We start from the raw sequence: 18866 nt of genomic DNA on the forward strand, positions 1-18866 counted from the left end.
ATTAAGCCACTTGGCCTTCTAAAAAGTCTTGCGCAAAACGCTGTAATACACCGCCCGCTTCATATACAGAAACTTCTTCTTCTGTATCTAAACGACACGTCACAGGCACTTCAAGAATCTCTTCTTTACCATCCGCTGTGGCACGTTCAATCACTAAAGTTAAAGTCGAACGCGGCGCAATATTACCAATCACGCTATAAAGCTCTGTACCATCTAGTTTTAAAGTCTTGCGGTTTACACCCGGTTTAAACTCAAGCGGTAACACGCCCATACCCACCAAGTTAGTACGGTGAATACGCTCAAAACCTTCTGCCACAATTGCTTCAACACCTGCAAGGCGGACACCTTTCGCAGCCCAGTCACGGCTTGAACCCTGACCGTAGTCAGCACCCGCAATAATAATTAACGGCTGCTTGCGGTTCATGTAGGTTTCAATTGCTTCCCACATACGCATCACTTCACCTTCTGGCTCTACACGCGCTTTTGAACCTTGCTTAATGGTGCCGTCTGAGCGAACTACCATTTCGTTATAGAGTTTCGGGTTGGCAAATGTTGCACGTTGTGCAGTCAAGTGGTCACCACGGTGTGTTGCGTATGAGTTGAAGTCTTCTTCTGGTACGCCCATTTTGTGAAGATATTCACCCGCAGCCGAGTCCATCAAAATCGCGTTTGATGGCGACAAATGGTCGGTAGTGATGTTGTCACCCAAAATTGCAAGCGGACGCATGTTCGCCAAAGTACGTGGTGCAGCCAACGCCCCTTCCCAATATGGTGGACGGCGGATGTAAGTACTTTGCGGACGCCAGTCATAAAGTGGGCTCTTCGCTTGTTCAACTTCGCCTAAGTCAAACATTGGAATGTAGACTTTACGGAACTGTTCAGGCTTCACAGCTTTTTTAACTAACGCATCAATTTCAGCGTCAGATGGCCAGATGTCTTTGAGGTAAATCGGGTTACCGTCTTTGTCGTGACCTAACGCATCTTTTTCGATGTCAAAACGAATCGTACCTGCAATTGCATATGCCACAACTAATGGTGGAGATGCCAAGAACGCTTGTTTTGCATAAGGGTGGATACGACCATCGAAGTTACGGTTACCAGAGAGTACTGCTGTTGCGTACAAGTCACGGTCAATGATTTCTTGTTGAATGACTGGATCTAATGCACCCGACATACCGTTACACGTCGTACAAGCATAAGCCACAATACCAAAGCCAAGTTGTTCTAAGTCTTTTAGAACACCCGCTTCCTCAAGGTAAAGTGCAGCCGCTTTTGAACCCGGTGCAAATGATGATTTCACCCAAGGTTTACGCACCAAACCTAGCTCATTTGCCTTACGTGCCAACAAGCCTGCTGCCACGGTGTTACGTGGGTTAGAGGTGTTGGTACATGAAGTAATTGCAGCAATAATGATTGCACCATCTGGCATTAAGCCATCAGAACGGTTTTCAACAACACCCGCAATGCCTTTTTCTTTTAGGTCGGCAGTTGAAACACGTGCATGTGGGTTTGATGGACCAGCAATGTTACGTGTTACTGTCGACAGATCAAAACGTAGTACACGTGGGTACTCTGCTTTGGTCATGTCAGATGCCCAAAGGCCAATTTCTTTTGCGTACTGTTCAACCAATGCCACTTGAGCATCTTCACGCCCTGTTAAGCGTAAGTAGTCGATTGTGTTTTGGTCGATGTAGAACATTGCAGCCGTAGCGCCATATTCTGGTGTCATGTTCGAAATGGTTGCACGGTCGCCCACAGACATGCTGTCAGCGCCTTCACCAAAGAACTCAAGGTATGCACCGACTACGCGCTCTTTACGCAAGAACTCAGTTAAGGCAAGTACGATATCTGTTGCAGTAATGCCTGCTTGACGCTGACCTACAAACTCAACACCAATAATGTCTGGCAGACGCATCCAAGATGCACGGCCCAACATGACATTTTCAGCTTCTAAGCCACCTACACCCACAGAAATTACGCCTAAAGCGTCTGTATGCGGTGTATGTGAATCTGTACCGACGCATGTGTCAGGGAATGCTACGCCATCACGCGCCTGAATCACCGGAGACATTTTCTCTAGGTTAATCTGGTGCATAATGCCGTTCCCCGCAGGGATTACATCGACATTTTTAAATGCAGTTTTGGTCCACTCAATAAAGTGGAAACGGTCTTCGTTACGACGGTCTTCAACAGCACGGTTTTTTGCAAAAGCGTCTGGGTCAGCACCACCGTATTCCACTGCTAAAGAGTGGTCGACAATGAGCTGTGTTGGCACAACTGGGTTAACTTTAGATGGGTCACCGCCTTTGTCTGCAATTGCATCACGTAAGCCTGCAAGGTCAACCAATGCAGTTTGACCCAAGATGTCATGACACACCACGCGTGCAGGGTACCAAGGAAAGTCCAAGTCCTGACGGCGTTCAATCAACTGCGTTAAATAGGCAGTTAAGTTCTCGGCATCGGCGCGGCGTACCAATTGCTCTGCGAGTACTTTAGAGGTGTAAGGCAGTTTTTCGTATGCGCCTGGCTGAATATCTTCAACGGCTTGACGCACATCGTAATATTCAAGCTGGGTACCTGCCAGCGGTTTACGGTATTTAGTGTTCATTAACCACGCTCCGCCAATGGTTTAAATTCGAGGTTTTCAGGGCCTGTGTAGTTCGCGCTTGGACGAATGATCTTGCCGTCTTGGCGTTGTTCAATCACGTGTGCTGACCAACCTGCTGTACGTGCAATGACGAACAATGGTGTGAACATTGCAGTTGGAACACCCATTAAGTGGTAGCTCACCGCACTGAACCAGTCGAGGTTCGGGAACATGTTTTTCACTTCTTTCATCACTGCTTCTAAACGCTCAGCGATGAGGTACATTTTGGTGTTCTCTTGTGCTTCAGCTAAGTCGTGCGCAACTTTCTTGATCACTTCGTTACGTGGGTCAGAAACTGTATAGACAGGGTGACCAAAACCGATTACGACTTCTTTATTTTCAACACGCTTACGGATGTCAGCTTCTGCTTCGTCTGCGTTGTCGTAACGTTGTTGAATCACGAATGCAACTTCGTTTGCACCACCGTGTTTAGGTCCACGAAGCGCACCAATACCACCAGTAATTGCTGAGTACATGTCAGAACCTGTACCTGCAACCACACGTGAGGTAAATGTAGATGCGTTGAACTCGTGCTCAGCATACAAAATAAGAGAGGTATGCATTGCTTGAATCCACTCTTCAGATGGTTTTTCGCCATGAAGTAAATGTAAGAAATGCGCTGCAATTGAGTCGTCATCTGTTTCAACTTCAATGCGACGACCGTTATTGCTGAAGTGGTACCAATAAAGCAGCATTGAGCCTAGGCTTGCCATTAATTTATCAGCAATGTCTTTTGCGCCCGCTTCATTGTGGTCTTCGTGTTCTGGTGTTAAACAACCTAGCACTGACACACCTGTACGCATCACGTCCATTGGGTGTGCAGACGGAGGAAGTTGTTCAAGTGCAGTTTTAAGTGCTGCTGGTAAGCCACGAAGTGCTTTTAATTTTGCTTTATACGCTTTGAGTTCAGCTTTGTTTGGTAATTTGCCATGTACGAGCAAGTGAGCAACTTCTTCAAACTGGCTACCCGCTGCAAGGTCAAGAATGTCATAGCCACGATAGTGCAAGTCGTTACCGCTACGTCCTACGGTACACAGTGCTGTGTTGCCTGCAACTTGTCCGCTAAGTGCAACTGATTTTTTTGGTTTGAAGCCTGTTGTTGTTTCATTTGAGCTCATAAGATTTTCCTTTCCTATCTATCTGAATTTATTTATTAAGCACGACGGAGTCGCACCGTTTTCACTTCTTATATCGAGATTAACCTGCCGTTCGCCTTACTTTTCACGGATGAAAAGTAAGCAAAAATCCTTGTTGGTCTGACGATATATCCTGAGCAAATTCAAAGCATCGCTTTGAAAATAGCGCAAGGCAGTCCAACGTAGCGGCATCCATGCCGCCCTCACGATAGCCAAGACCATCGCTCCTCCCCCTTCTTTTTAAAGAGGGCTGGTTTATTTCTTTTTAGCAAATGCGTTGTCTAAGTAGTCTTCAAATGCGTAGTAATTAATGCGTTCATATAACTCTTTACGCGTTTGCATAATATCAATCACGTTCTTTTGTGTGCCTTCTTTACGCAAGGTTTCATACACAGTTTCGGCTGCCTTGTTCATGGCACGGAAAGCAGAAAGCGGATAAAGCGCAAGGCTTACATCGGCAGATGCTAACTCTTCAGTAGTAAACAGTGGTGTAGAGCCAAACTCGGTAATGTTTGCCAAAATCGGTGCACCTGTCTTCTGAGCAAATTGCTTGTACATATCAAGCTCGGTAATTGCTTCAGGGAATAGCATGTCTGCGCCCGCTTCAATATAGGCACCCGCACGGTCAATGGCAGCTTGTAAGCCATCTACAGCCAATGCATCGGTACGCGCCATAATCACGAAGCTGTCATCACCACGCGCATCAACCGCTGCTTTAATACGGTCAACCATTTCTTCTTGAGTCACAATGGCTTTGTTCGGGCGGTGTCCACAACGTTTTGCGCCTACTTGGTCTTCAATGTGCATTGCCGCAGCACCAAACTTGATCAGTGCTTTTGTAGTACGCGCAATATTAAATGCAGAAGCACCAAAACCTGTGTCGGCATCGACTAATAATGGAAGATCACATACATCGGTAATACGGCGTACATCGGTCAACACATCATCAAGGTTACTAATTCCCAAATCAGGTAAGCCTAAAGAACCAGCGGCTACACCACCACCTGATAAGTAAATCGCTTTATAACCTGCACGTTTTGCCAAAAGTGCATGATTGGCATTGATGGTTCCAACCACTTGTAATGGCTTTTCTTGGGCTACTGCATCGCGAAATAGCTGACCTGCGGATTGTTTAGCCATTGTTATGTTCTCCTTGTGCTTGTAGCAGTGTTTGCTCAATAATTTTGTAAGAAGCATTGATATGTCGATGCATCAGCAGTTCGGCAAGTTCACCATCGCCTTCTGCAATTGCATCTAAAATACGGATATGTTCATCCCAAGCTTTGCTCGGTCGATCGGGTGTGTTTGAAAACTGAATTCGGTACATACGGATGAGATGATAAAGCTCATCACATAGCATTTTTTCTAGAGTTTTATTGCCACTACTTTTGATAATGCAGTAGTGAAAATCGTCCTGTCCTTCTTGCAAGTAATATCCTTTACCTGCTTTAAAGTTTTCATCTTCGGCATGCATACGTAAGACATCACGTAGCGCCAAAATTTGCTTTTTATCAATATGCTGTGCAGCAAGTTTGCAAGCCAAACCTTCTAATGACGCACGGATCTGGTAAAGCTCTTTAAACTGTTGCAGTGAAAGGGAAACCACGCGCGCACCCACATGTGCAGTACGCTCAACCAAACGTTGACCTTCAAGGCGATGAATCGCTTCACGTAATGGCCCACGACTAATACCATAAGTGCGTGCCAGCTCAGGCTCAGAAATCTTGCTACCTGCCGGAATTTGACCCAAAACAATCGCCGTCTGTATTTGTTTAAATACATTCTCGGTCAGTGTTCTTCCCTGACTTTGTAGTGGCTCTGGTGCGAAGGTCAAATCTTGCATATTGTCGACAATTTTTAATCAATTATGAGTTTTATAGCGGTATGAATGAAAAAAATCAAGGTGATTGTTGACACTTTACAGAACGCATCAGGTCAATTTTTATAGCCTGACCGCTTATATCACCTTATATTTAAAGCATTAAACCACTTGCCAGTTAATATTTATAAAACAATAATTTAGTGTTAATTTATCTATAGTTTTATGACTCTTTCTTAGTTACGTTTTAGTCATTAAACTTTTGTTTCAAACTTTAGTCTACAACCAATGTATTACAGCAAGATTGTAGACAATCTGCTTGAATGAAAGCATGAGTTATAAATTAGTATCTATTTACCGTAATTTCTTTTAAATCTTTTTATCATTTTTAGCCAGAAAATATCGATATTAGTGAAATTATCAGGTGCTTCACGGTAGCTTTATTGATACATTATTGAGCATCGACATAGTTGTGGCGTATTTTTCGAGACAGAAAAAACCGAGCACTATGCATATTGTTGAATGAAAGGACTTTTTTGATGTTTCAACATATCCCCCCATACGCAGGCGATCCAATTCTCTCTTTAATGGAACAGTTCAATGCTGATACTCGTTCTGGAAAAGTAAACTTGAGTATTGGTCTTTATTATAACGAAGACAGTATTGTTCCTCAGTTAGAGACCATTATTGAAGCGCAAAAGCGTATCGAGCCTAAAAACGGTAAAACCAAACTTTATTTGCCAATGGAAGGCTTCAAACCTTACCGTGAAGCAATTCAAGCACTTTTATTTGGTGCAAACAGCCCAGCAGTTAAAGCTGGCCGTGCTGTAACCATCCAAACGCTTGGTGGTTCAGGTGCATTGAAAGTTGGTGCAGATTTCTTAAAAACTTATTTCCCAAATTCAGACGTTTGGGTAAGCCAACCAACTTGGGATAACCACGTTGCGATTTTCAATGGCGCTGGTATCAAAACTCATTTCTACCCATATTTCGATAACGAAACACGTGGTGTAGATTTTGACGGTATGCTTTCTACACTTAAAAATTTGCCTGAGCAAAGCATTGTGTTGTTGCACCCATGCTGCCATAACCCAACAGGTGCTGACTTAAACCCAGCGCAATGGGACCAAGTGATTGCAGTATTAAAAGACCGTAACCTTATTCCATTCCTAGACATCGCTTACCAAGGTTTTGGTGACGGTATGGAAGAAGATGCGTATGCAATCCGTGCTTTAGACCAAGCAGGTCTAAACTTCATTGTGAGCAACTCGTTCTCTAAAATCTTCTCTTTATATGGCGAGCGCGTTGGCGGCTTAACTTTCGTATGTGACGATGCAGAAGCTGCTCAGTGCACATTCGGTCAGTTAAAAGCAACTGTACGCCGTATTTACTCTAGCCCTCCTACAACAGGCGCTTGGTTAGTTGATGAAGTGTTAAATGACGCTGAACTTAACCAACAATGGCAAGGTGAAGTGAAAGAGATGCGTGAGCGTATTATTAAAATGCGTAGCATCTTGAAAGACGAACTTACTAAAGCATTACCAGACCGTGACTTTAGCTACCTTGTAAACCAAAAAGGTATGTTCAGCTACACAGGTCTAACTGCTGAGCAAGTGGATATCTTGCGTGAAGAATATGCAATCTACTTAGTACGTAGTGGTCGTATTTGTGTAGCAGGTTTAAACATGAACAATGTTTACACTGTTGCTAAAGCAGTTGCAGAAGTACTTGCTAAATCAGTAGAAGCAGCATAAGACATCTATTAAAAAAGGCGCTTTGGCGCCTTTTTTTATGTCTCGATATTACGATTTAGCCTTGCCCCAATATTTTAGTTTTGAGGTATGTCCAATCCCCACATTAAAACTGTTGGTCGGGTCGAGTTTTTGATAGAAATTCGCTAAGGCAGGCTTGGCAATGTAAAGATGCCCAACATTATGCTCTGCCGGATATTCAGCACGGCGCGCATTGAGTAATTTCCACATTTGATGTTCCATTTCTAACGGGTCATTGCCCTTTTTAAGAATATAGTCCTGATGGAACACATGACAAAAGAAATGCCCATAATAGAGTTTATGGATGATTTTCTTTTCCATCTCGGCTGGTAGTTGCTCTACCCATTCACGGTCATTACGGCGTAGAGCAATATCAAGCGCCACAATATCTTCAACTTCACTACGGTGCGTATCACGATAACGAATTGCCGCCCCCGCAATCGCAAAGCGGTGCAAGAACGCCTTTCGGCCTTCCTCTTCACTACATACGAAATAGTGACCTGACTGATGCACCGCAAAATATTCTTTTAGAAACTGCTTGGTCTGAGCTTTTGAATTATTTTCGACACGCAACACTAAATGGTGCTCATAACGGTCTCGATATTCGGTCATACGCTTAGGCAAATGACTCGGTAAAAAGAAGGTAATAGCCTGTAAAATATGATCCGTTAAGCCTTTAATTTTAAATCGTTCTAAAAAGCCATCGACTTTATCTTTCATCGCAAAAGCTTTTGGAACATTGGCTGTACCAAATTTCTCAATAAATAAGAATGTGTCTTTTCCGTACTTTTCACCAATCAGGTAAGCATCTCGGTGAATATATTCGCCCGCAATCGGCAAGCTTGGCAGTGAGGTCAGTAAGTAACGGCGAATCGCTGTTAAATCATCAGCATCATTAGTACCAATATAAAAGACATTGCTCTCTACTTTTTCATAAGTATCAAGGCGTACGGCAAACACACAGACTTTACCAGCCGAACCCGATGCTTCAAACAAACGTGACGGGTCTGCATTAAAACGAGCAGGTGTATCTTCATCAACTTGGGTCACATCGTGCGCATAGCGATGGTCAGATGCCTGTTTTTCGCTGTCATCTAAAATATCTACGGCTTGGTATTGTTGCTTCTCTAAACGAGTTAAAATTTCTTCAGGAGTCGAGCCTAAATTCACACCTAAATGATTCACCAGTTCTAATTGACCAGCAGCATTGACCTGAGCATATAACGCCAGTTCAGTATACGCAGGACCACGGCGTACCAAGGCACCGCCAGAATTATTACACACACCGCCCAGTACCGAAGCACCAATACAAGATGAACCAATTACTGAATGTGGTTCACGGTCATAACCTTTTAAAATTTGTTCTAAATTATCTAAGGTTGCACCTGGTAAACAAATGACTTGCTTGCCGTCATGGATGACTTGAATACCCTTTAATCGGCGAGTACTCATTACTAAAACAGGACGATCATAATCATCGCCATATGGGGTTGAACCACCAGTGAGTCCTGTATTTGCCGCCTGCATAATCACAATACAGTCTGCCTCAATTGCAGCCTGCAACACTTGCCATTGCTCAAGCAAGGTCCCTGGTACAACCACTGCAAGTACTTTCCCCTCGCCAAAACGACGACCTTGACGGTACTGACGCGTACTTTGATCATCGGTCAAAACATAAGAACGCCCTACAATATTTTGTAAGCGTTCGATCACTGCTTGAGGGGAAAATGTTTGCATGATGGTTTCCTTTTGGTCATCCATACCACATAGTTTTTTTAAATTTAGAGCAACACGACGTAGTCTTACAGGGAAAACTTCGATGTAAGCAGCTCATTCTGTTACTTTGGTTTTGCCCAAAGTAACCAAAGGCACTGTCACTTACAGAACCTGTTCGCTGTAGCCATTTTTCAATTTACATTGCAAAAACAAATCCTTGCTCATACCACGCAGGCTGTAAGTGACGCTTAGCACAGTAGCTAATTTCTTAATCCAATTGGCGACGCGTTGGCGGCATGGATGCCGCCGTTTCGATGCGGTAGCAAGGACGTACCGTCATCGAAACTAAAGTTTTTGGTTACTTTTTTAAAAAAGTAACGTCAATTAGCTACTTACATTGAACTTTTTCCGATAAGACTCCGTCGTGCCAATATCATCAAAGTTAATACGGAAATGTTAGAACTTCATCGCCTGCACTAAACAATCCGCATTAATATCCTTAATCGACTTAGCACCCGTTAAGGTCATCGCAACACGCATTTCTTTATCGATCAAATCAAGCAAGTTCGACACCCCTTGCCCACCTGCTGCCGCCAAGGCATAAACAAATGCACGGCCAAGTAAAACCGTATCGGCACCGAGCGCCAACATACGCACCACGTCTAAACCATTACGAATGCCTGAGTCAGCCAAAATGGCCAAATCACCTTTGACGGCATCGGCAATTGCAGGCAATGCACGAGCAGACGACATCACACCATCTAACTGACGACCACCATGATTCGACACCACAATACCGTCAGCACCAAAACGCACCGCATCTTTGGCATCTTCAGGATCTAAAATGCCCTTAATCACCATTGGGCCATCCCAAAATTCACGAATCCACTCAAGGTCTTTCCATGAAATGGATGGGTCAAAGTTCGAACCTAACCAACCAATATAGTCTTCAAGCCCAGTCGGTTTACCTAAATATTTAGAGATATTGCCCAAGTCGTGCGGACGACCCATTAAGCCGACATTCCATGACCAATGTGGGTGGAACATAGACTGCATATAACGGCGCATCGCAGCATTTGGCCCACTCATACCCGAATGGGCATCACGGTAACGTGCACCCGGCACAGGCATATCTACGGTAAACACAAGTGTTGAGCAGCCTGCCGCTTTTGCACGTTCCAAAGCATTACGCATAAAACCACGGTCGCGTAATACATAAAGCTGGAACCACATCGGGCGATTAATTGCAGGTGCAACTTCTTCAATCGGACAAACAGAAACCGTTGAAAGCGTAAATGGAATGCCCTTTTTGTCGGCTGCCATCGCCGCTTGAACTTCGCCACGGCGCGCATACATACCTGTTAAGCCTACAGGTGCCAAAGCAACTGGCATCGACAATGTTTCATTAAACAGTTTTGTCTCTAAACTTAACGCTGACATGTCATTGAGCACACGTTGACGCAATGCAATTTCTGACAAATCTTGTACGTTACGCTTTAAGGTATATTCCGAATACGCTCCACCATCAATGTAATGAAATAAAAATGGGGGTAAGCGACGTTGTGCCGCAGCACGATAATCATTGCCAGAAGAAATAATCATTTTGAATCAACTCTATTTAAACGATTTGCACGTTTCTGGCGAGCTTCATCTTCATCCAGAGAACGCACATGATTAATCACAAATTCAATATGACCGCAGACAGCTTGGCGTGCGGCCTCGGGATCTTTACGATCAATAGCATCCATTACCTGAAAATGCTGCTCGCTCAGCAAGTCACCATTTACGGGGTCGTTATAAACTTTTTTACGTCCTAGCAAGACGTTGTATTGCAGCAAATCAAACAAGCTGCGCATCATTTGAATCAGCACCACATTGTGAGATGCTTCAGCAATCGCCAAGTGGAACTCAGCATCGGCCACCGCAGCCTGTGCTGAGTCACCTGCATTTTGATGGCGACTAATTTCATTAAAATAATGACGGATTTTGGCGCGATCTTCAGGCGTTGAGCGCAATGCGGCATACCAAGCAGTGCCGCCCTCAAGTAATAACCGCGCCTCTTGTACATCAAAACGGTACAGCGGATCTTCTTCAATCAAGTTACTAATTGGGTTCACAATCAATTGCTGTGGCCACTGTTCAGGTAACTGCTGAATATAAGTCCCATCGCCACGGCGGCTACTGAGCACCCCTTGACTATTGAGCTGTTGAATTGCTTCACGCAAAGACGGACGAGAAACTCCTAAGCTAGTTGCAAGCTGGCGTTCGGCAGGCAAGCGGTCACCTTTTTTCATGTGACGCTCTTCAATTAATGCCTGCAATTTCATGACCACTTGATCGGAGATTCTCATCGCGTTTCCTTCACTGGAGTTATGGAATCATCCACGGAACCAGATAAGCCTGAACCGTAATAATGATGCCAACAAAGACAGTGAATATGATGCTATGTTTTACCGTGAAACGGAACAAGTCAGACTCTTTTCCAACTAAGCCTACCGCTGCACACGCAATCGCAATCGACTGTGGAGAAATCATCTTACCGGTTACACCACCGCTGGTATTTGCAGCTACAAGCAATACTTCTGGAATACCAATTTGCTGCGCTGTAGTTGCCTGTAGTGCCGAGAACAAAGCATTTGAAGATGTATCTGAACCTGTAAGGAACACACCAAGCCAACCCAAAAATGGCGAGAAGAAAGTAAACGCATGACCTGTATGCGATAGAGCCAAAGCTAAAGTTGCAGATAAACCTGAATAGTTCGCAATAAAAGCAAATGCCAACACCATACCAATTGAATAAATCGGTGTTTTTAACTCATTGAGTGTTTCACCAAAGGTTGTAACTGCCTCACTTGCTTTCATTTTTAAGAAAATAGCAGTGATGATTGCGGCAATAAAAATTGCAGTACCTGTTGCAGAGAACCAGTCAAACTTATAAATCGCTTCGTATGGTTTCATCTCTGCCACAATTGGCGGCATTTTTTCGACCAATTTGTGCAAATACGGTACTTCAAGTTTAAAAATCCAGTGTTCAAGAGCACCATCTTTTGCAAATAATGCTTTAAATGGCTTAACGCTCCAAATGGTGACCATCACTGTTAAAATCGCAAATGGAGACCATGCCTTAGCAATTTTTCCAATACTGTAGCGTTGAACTGTAGTAGGTTGCTGAGTCAAAGTTTGCCCAGCTTCAGGTTCAAAACGGAAAATATGTTTTGGTTTCCAAACACGGAACAGTAAAGTTAAGCTCACCAATGATGCAATTGCTGCGGTAATGTCTGGTAACTCAGGGCCAATAAAGTTAGATGTAAGATACTGGGCAATCGCAAAAGCGCCACCACCGACTAACACCGCAGGCCAAGTTTCCTTAACACCACGCCAGCCATCCATAATCGCCATGATCCAGAACAGCACAATAATGACTAAAAATGGCAACTGACGACCAACCATTTGGCTAATTTCCATGGTATCTACACCAGAAACCTGCCCCGCCACAATAATTGGAATACCCATTGCACCAAATGCCACTGGCGCTGTATTTACAATCAAGCATAAACCAGCAGCGTAAAGTGGCTTAAAGCCTAAACCTACAAGGAGTGCAGCGGTAATTGCTACAGGAGCACCAAAACCCGCCGCCCCTTCAAGGAAAGTACCGAATGCAAAACCAACCAATAGCATTTGCAGACGTTGGTCTTCGGTAATCGACAAAATGCTTGAACGAATAACCTCAAACTGACCTGTTTTTACCGAAATTTTGTATAGAAAAACTGCCCCAATAATGATCCATGAAATTGGCCATAGACCGTAGAAGAAACCGTAAATGATTGACGCAAAGGCCATTTGACCCGGCATTTGATAGAAAAAGAGCGCAATCAATAATGCAATAATGACTGTGCCCGTACCCGCGATACTGCCTTTTAAACGAAAAACTGCTAATGCTAAAAAGAAGAAAATAATCGGGATTAATGCAACCGCACTGGACAGCCAAATATTATTTAAAGGGTCATAAAGTTGTTGCCACATATTGAGCATTGTCATCTCCTTGAAATGCCGGGGCGAATTTTTGTACCTTAAAATTTTAAACATTAAACACAATTGGTATGACCAATTAAAAATTAAGTGCAAATGTTGTTCCTTAAACCACAGACCGCATCATAAACACAGATATTGATAAGATCAATCATTAAATAATCACCATAATTGGTAAGACCAATAGTGCTAAGTAAAATCAAGACATTTCAAACTTATGGATTTACTTATTAGACTAAAGTCTTAAAAATACTTTCTTATAAACTTAAATATGACTTACAGAAATGAAGTGAAAAATTTGAACATAAAACAATAAACATAATCATTTATTGATAAATGTATAATAATGCCCAAAACTTAAATCATTTTTATTGAACTGAATAATGACTACTTTAACCTGTTTTAAAGCCTATGATATCCGAGGCAAACTCGGCACCGAATTGAATGAAGAAATCGCCTATAAAATTGGCCGCGCGTACGGACAAATCTATAAACCAAAGACCGTGGTTGTAGGTTGTGATATTCGCTTAAGCAGTGAGTCTTTAAAACAAGCGACTATCCGCGGTTTAAATGATGCGGGTGTGAATGTGCTTGATTTAGGCATGACAGGAACTGAAGAAGTCTATTTCGCCGCTTTCCATTTAGATGTACAAGGTGGTATTGAAGTTACTGCCAGTCATAACCCAATGGACTATAACGGTATGAAATTGGTTCGAGAAAATGCTCGTCCAATTAGTGCAGATACTGGTTTAAAGGAAATTCAGGCTTTAGCAGAAACCAATAACTTTGAAGAAGCTAGCCAAAAAGGTACAACGCAAAGCTATAACATTTTGCCTGAGTTCGTTGATCACCTAATAACTTATATTGAACCTGCAAAAATTTGCCCACTTAAGTTGGTGGTTAATGCTGGTAATGGTGCAGCTGGTCACGTCATTGATGCCATTGAAGAAAAATTTAAAGCACTTAACGTACCAGTTGAATTTATTAAAATTCACCATGAAGCAGATGGTACTTTTCCAAATGGCATCCCTAACCCAATTTTAATTGAAAACCGTGACAGTACCCGAAATGCTGTGCTTGAGCATAAAGCAGATATGGGAATTGCTTGGGACGGCGACTTTGACCGCTGTTTCCTATTTGATGAAAAGGGTCAATTTATTGAAGGCTACTATATTGTTGGCCTATTGGCTCAAGCTTTCTTGATTAAACAATCAGGTGAGAAAATTGTGCACGACCCACGTTTAGTGTGGAATACGTTTGATATCGTCGATGAATACAAAGGTATTGCCGTACAGTCAAAATCTGGGCATGCATTCATTAAAGATGTCATGCGTGAACACAATGCTGTATATGGCGGTGAAATGAGTGCCCATCACTATTTCCGTGACTTTGCTTACTGCGACAGCGGCATGATTCCGTGGTTACTCACCATTGCCCTACTTTCTGAAACAGGACAATCTCTTTCAACACTCGTTGAAAATATGATTACCAAGTTCCCATGCAGTGGTGAAATCAACTTTAAAGTGGCTGACACACAAATCACCATTCAAAAGATTTTCGATTTTTATGCCGAGCAAAATCCACAAATTGACCGTACCGATGGTGTAAGTCTAGACTTTGGTGCATGGCGCTTTAATGTACGCGCCTCAAATACTGAACCTTTGCTACGTCTTAACATTGAAAGCCGTGCGGATCGACAAGCCCAACCAATGCAGCATTATGTAGATGAGCTGACTGGGTTGATTCAGAACTAATTCATAATAAAAAAGGAGCGATTTGCTCCTTTTTTATTTACTTAGTTATAGCCATTAGGATTTTGCTTCTGCCAATTCCAGCTATCAGCAAGCATATCCTCTAAACCATATTGCGGCTGCCAACCCAACTCAGCAACTGCACGACGATTGTCTGCAAAAGATGTAGCTACATCTCCAGATCTCCGCGGTGCAAATTCAAAAACTACAGGCACACCATTAACTTTTTCAAATGTATCTTTAACTTGCAAAACAGATGAACCATTACCCGTACCGATATTCCATGCACGACAACCTGACGCATTCAATCGGTTATTGAGAGCACATAAGTGCGCATTCGCTAAATCGACCACATGGATATAGTCACGCACACCAGTACCATCTACAGTTTCATAGTCATTACCATAAATAGATAGTTTCTCACGGCGACCAACAGCAACTTGTGTCACATACGGCATTAAATTATTTGGAATACCCTGTGGATCTTCCCCAATACGTCCACTTTTATGTGCACCTACTGGGTTAAAATAACGAAGTAATGCGATTGACCATTTTGGATTAGATGCGGACAATTTTTGTAATAATTGCTCAACAATCAGTTTAGTATATCCATAGTTATTACTTGGTATACCTGTTGGCATTTCTTCATTTAATGGAGATATATTGGCTTCATCATAAACTGTTGCAGATGAGCTAAATACAAGCGTATAGACACCTGCCTTTTCCATCGATTTAACCAGTTGAACGCTGCCGGCAATATTATTATCAAAATAAATGAGTGGCTTTTCCTGACTTTCACCCACTGCTTTCAAACCTGCGAAGTGAATAACCGCATCAATAGTATGTATTTGAAATACACGGTCCAACTCATCTGCATTGCGGATGTCACCATGCACAAAAGTTAAACTTTTTTGGGCGATATCTTGAACCCTATTTAAAGATTCTTCAGAACTATTTGAAAGATTATCAAAAACGATAACTTCATGACCAGCCTGCAAAAGTTCAACACATGTGTGTGAACCAATATAACCTGCACCGCCAGTGACTAGAATTTTAGCCATCTACTTTTCCTAACAATATTTTAATTAATCCACGTGTTGAGGCGTCAAGTTTTGAAGAATCATTTTGAACGCCACTTAAAATCGGGAGTAACTGATCAGCGATTTGTTTACCCTTTTCAACTCCCCACTGGTCAAATGGATTAATATTCCAAATTACAGATTGAACAAAAACTTTATGTTCATATAAAGCAATTAACATTCCCAAACTATAAGGATTAAGTTCTTTTAATAATAAGGTAGAACTCGGCTGATTACCTTCATATTGCTTATAAATTGGCAGATTTTCTAATTCAGTTGAATCCAAAGCTTCATTACCGAAAGCCAATAAGCGTGATTGCGCCAAGCAATTAGAGAGAGCAAGATGATGTTGCTCAACTAAGGCATCTGCGTTTTCAGCATAGGTAAAGTGGTCTGCATTATAACGTTGGATAGGGGCAATAAAATCGCAGCTGACTGCTTGGGAGCCTTGATGTAGCAATTGATAGAACGCATGTTGAGCATTTGGACCAACTTCACCCCACACAATTGGGCAAGTATCTAGCTCAACTTTTTGACCATTGCGCTGCACCGACTTACCGTTAGACTCCATCTCTAATTGTTGTAAATAAGCAGCAAAATATTTTAAACGTCCATCATAAGGCAAAATGGCATGAGTCTGAATATTTAAAAAATTATTATTCCAAATTCCTAATAATGCCATTAAAACAGGAATATTTTGATCAAAACTCGTATTTTGAAAATGCTCATCGACGGCGTGAGCTCCTGCTAAAAGTTGCTTAAATCCGTCAATACCAATCGTCAAAGCAATAGGTAAACCAATACAAGACCACAATGAATAGCGACCACCTACCCAATCCCATAGCAATAATTGATTTTCAGGTGCAATTCCCCATTCAGACATTTTGTCAGCTTTTGTGGACACTCCAATAAAATGGCTTTTTAATACGCGGGCATGTTTCCCTAATGTCTTTTCTAACCACTGACGTACTGTTTGGGCATTTGATAAGGTATCAATCGTCCCAAAAGATTTTGAAGAAATAATAAATAAAGTAGTTTCTGGGCGAAGTTGATGGAGTAGTTCTGATAGCTGACTACCATCCATCGTTGAAACAAAATGAGTGTTAAGGGGCTTAGCCGTTTTCACCTTAAAATCAGACAACGCATGAGTCACCATTTGTGGTCCTAAATCAGAACCACCCACTCCAATATTGACAACATCCTGGATCACTTCACCAGTAGCACCACGATATTGCCCTGCATGGATTTTTTCCACTAAGGCATACATACGTTCTAACTGACTATGGACTTGTGCCGTTAATTCTGGAAACTTTGAATAGTCAGCGGGTAAACGCAATGCCCAGTGCATTGCTTCGCGTTGTTCGGTACAGTTAATTTTATCTTGTGAAAAAAGACAATTAATCCATTGGGTTAAGTTTCTATTCTTCGCAAGAGCTACTAACTGTTCTAAAATATCTTTAGTTACCCGATGCTTACTATAATCAAAAAATAATTGATCAAACTTTACTGAGTAATTATGAAAACGATCTGGCTCTAAAGCAAATAACTCTTTGATATGTAATTTTGAGTTTTCTTCACCTAAAGTTTGAAGATGGGCTAGAGGCGAGACCAACTCCTTTGGAAATTGCTCAATTGATTTACTCATAAGCGACCTACTCCTTCATAAGCAAAGCCTTTCGCTTTTACATATGCTGGATCATAAATATTACGTCCATCTAAAATTAACGGATGTTTCATTAACTGTTGTAGTTGCTTAAAGTCAGGGCTCCAATATTGCTTCCATGCCGTGACGAGGCACAATGCATGAGCATCTTGTGCAGCCTCATATTGATCAGTGCATAAAATTAAATCTTCCCTAGGCCCGTAAGTGGCAGCTATTTCATCTAAAGCTTGAGGATCGTGCAGGCGCACTATTACGCCTTGTGCCCATAACGCCGCCAATAAAATATGAATCGGTGAGTTATGTATATTTGAAGTATTTTCTTTAAAAGAAGCACCCCAAATCGCAACCGTTTTACCATTTAGACTACAGTGATAATAATTCCATAACTTACGGAATAAAATCTCTTTCTGCTGCTCATTAATCGCCCAAACCTGCTCTAAAAGACGGCTTTTTGTTCCTGTCTCCGACACAGTACTTGAAAGTGTTAAAATATCATGCGAAAAATTCTCACCACCAAATCCTACACCTGGCGATAAATATGCAGCACCAATTCGTGTATCAGCAGCAATACCATGCTTTACATTCGCAATATCAATACCTAACTTTTCGGCAACCATAGCCAAATCATTCATATAGCTAATGCGGGTCGCCAACATGCCCGAGATACTAAGTTTGGTAAACTCCGCATCTAAAATTGGCATAAATAAATATTGATAGCTAAATTGAAAAAAAGGACGCAATAGTTCTTGCATGGTCTCACTTGCATCCCTAGATTCAACACCAACAATGACATGTTTTACATTCAATACACTATTGATAGCATTACCCTCCTGAATCACATCAGGAAAGTAAACCCACTCATCTTTTGGCAAGTGCTGTTTTAATTTTTCTGTACCGTGTAAACCAAAAGTTGAACCATTAATCATTAATCTAGGATGAACAATTGGCCGCTCACTCAGTTTTTGTACGGTTTTTAAAGCAAGTTCAATTTGCGTGGGACTAAAACAAAATAAATATACTTCAATATCTAAAGGAATCTCGGAAAAAGCACTTTCTTTTAAAAAATCAGCTTTTCTTTGTTTATTTAAATAATTATTTACTTCTTGATCTTGATACGTAAGGACAGAAATATCTTCTTCACAACTTACACAGGTACACCAGTAAATTTGGTTACCATATTCAGCTAATAATGCCGCCATAACACCGGCATGTAACGTTGTTCCAAATACTGCGATTTTCATTGCACACCTGATT

The 18866-nt window shown here is 42.1% G+C and carries 13 protein-coding genes and 1 pseudogene; 3 read left to right on the top strand and 11 right to left on the bottom strand.

The genetic code is table 11. The features are described from left to right. Position 1 precedes the first annotated feature (1 nt). The 4 genes from acnD to KIP84_RS18175 form a co-directional block, all read right to left on the bottom strand. Positions 2-2608, bottom strand: a complete 2607-nt coding sequence (gene acnD / locus KIP84_RS18160) for a Fe/S-dependent 2-methylisocitrate dehydratase AcnD (RefSeq protein ID WP_213689038.1) — start codon at positions 2606-2608, stop codon at positions 2-4. Beyond that, complete coding sequence (gene prpC, locus KIP84_RS18165) at positions 2608-3765, bottom strand: 2-methylcitrate synthase (protein WP_004795430.1); 1158 nt, start codon at positions 3763-3765, stop codon at positions 2608-2610. The genes acnD and prpC overlap by 1 nt, the downstream gene beginning before the upstream one ends. Before the next feature lie 273 nt (positions 3766-4038). Beyond that, positions 4039-4923, bottom strand: coding sequence for a methylisocitrate lyase (gene prpB / locus KIP84_RS18170; RefSeq protein WP_005071840.1), 885 nt, complete (start codon positions 4921-4923; stop codon positions 4039-4041). Then, positions 4916-5626: a GntR family transcriptional regulator gene (locus tag KIP84_RS18175; RefSeq protein WP_001153627.1), complete on the bottom strand. Its 711-nt coding sequence runs from the start codon at positions 5624-5626 to the stop codon at positions 4916-4918. The genes prpB and KIP84_RS18175 overlap by 8 nt, the downstream gene beginning before the upstream one ends. Positions 5627-5671: 45 nt before the next feature. Here KIP84_RS18175 and KIP84_RS18180 point away from each other — a divergent pair. Further along, positions 5672-5806: pseudogene (locus KIP84_RS18180) on the top strand (hypothetical protein). A 335-nt stretch (positions 5807-6141) separates the two neighbouring features. Beyond that, entirely contained in the window at positions 6142-7356 is a 1215-nt protein-coding gene (locus KIP84_RS18185) for an amino acid aminotransferase (RefSeq protein ID WP_161283047.1), read from the top strand. A 48-nt stretch (positions 7357-7404) separates the two neighbouring features. Here the strand turns inward: KIP84_RS18185 and dld are convergent, their stop codons facing one another. The 4 genes from dld to lldP form a co-directional block, all read right to left on the bottom strand. Then, a complete protein-coding gene (gene dld / locus KIP84_RS18190) occupies positions 7405-9111 on the bottom strand; it encodes a D-lactate dehydrogenase (RefSeq protein ID WP_213689039.1) in 1707 nt (568 codons plus the stop codon). 435 nt (positions 9112-9546) lie between these two features. Next, complete coding sequence (gene lldD, locus KIP84_RS18195) at positions 9547-10692, bottom strand: FMN-dependent L-lactate dehydrogenase LldD (RefSeq protein ID WP_213689040.1); 1146 nt, start codon at positions 10690-10692, stop codon at positions 9547-9549. Continuing rightward, complete coding sequence (gene lldR / locus KIP84_RS18200; protein WP_240617567.1) at positions 10689-11423, bottom strand: transcriptional regulator LldR; 735 nt, start codon at positions 11421-11423, stop codon at positions 10689-10691. Before lldR ends, lldD begins: the two co-directional genes overlap by 4 nt. 37 nt (positions 11424-11460) lie before the next feature. Then, positions 11461-13128, bottom strand: coding sequence for an L-lactate permease (lldP, locus tag KIP84_RS18205; protein WP_171479323.1), 1668 nt, complete (start codon positions 13126-13128; stop codon positions 11461-11463). Between the two features lie 374 nt (positions 13129-13502). Here lldP and KIP84_RS18210 point away from each other — a divergent pair, with 374 nt between their 5' ends. After that, positions 13503-14873 (top strand): phosphomannomutase CpsG, encoded by a 1371-nt coding sequence (locus KIP84_RS18210; RefSeq protein WP_213689041.1) that lies wholly within the window; start codon positions 13503-13505, stop codon positions 14871-14873. 41 nt (positions 14874-14914) lie between these two features. Here KIP84_RS18210 and galE read toward each other — a convergent pair whose 3' ends face one another. The 3 genes from galE to KIP84_RS18225 are packed head-to-tail and all read right to left on the bottom strand — an operon-like array spanning position 14915 to position 18853. Continuing rightward, positions 14915-15931, bottom strand: coding sequence for a UDP-glucose 4-epimerase GalE (galE, locus tag KIP84_RS18215; protein WP_213689042.1), 1017 nt, complete (start codon positions 15929-15931; stop codon positions 14915-14917). Then, entirely contained in the window at positions 15924-17594 is a 1671-nt protein-coding gene (gene pgi, locus KIP84_RS18220; RefSeq protein WP_213689043.1) for a glucose-6-phosphate isomerase, read from the bottom strand. Before pgi ends, galE begins: the two co-directional genes overlap by 8 nt. Continuing rightward, the gene (locus KIP84_RS18225; protein ID WP_213689044.1) at positions 17591-18853 is read right to left on the bottom strand and encodes a nucleotide sugar dehydrogenase; all 1263 of its coding nucleotides are present in this window, start codon (positions 18851-18853) and stop codon (positions 17591-17593) included. The genes pgi and KIP84_RS18225 overlap by 4 nt, the downstream gene beginning before the upstream one ends. Positions 18854-18866: the final 13 nt, after the last annotated feature.

This window comes from Acinetobacter sp. BHS4 (assembly GCF_018454425.1).
Taxonomy (GTDB): domain Bacteria; phylum Pseudomonadota; class Gammaproteobacteria; order Pseudomonadales; family Moraxellaceae; genus Acinetobacter; species Acinetobacter pittii.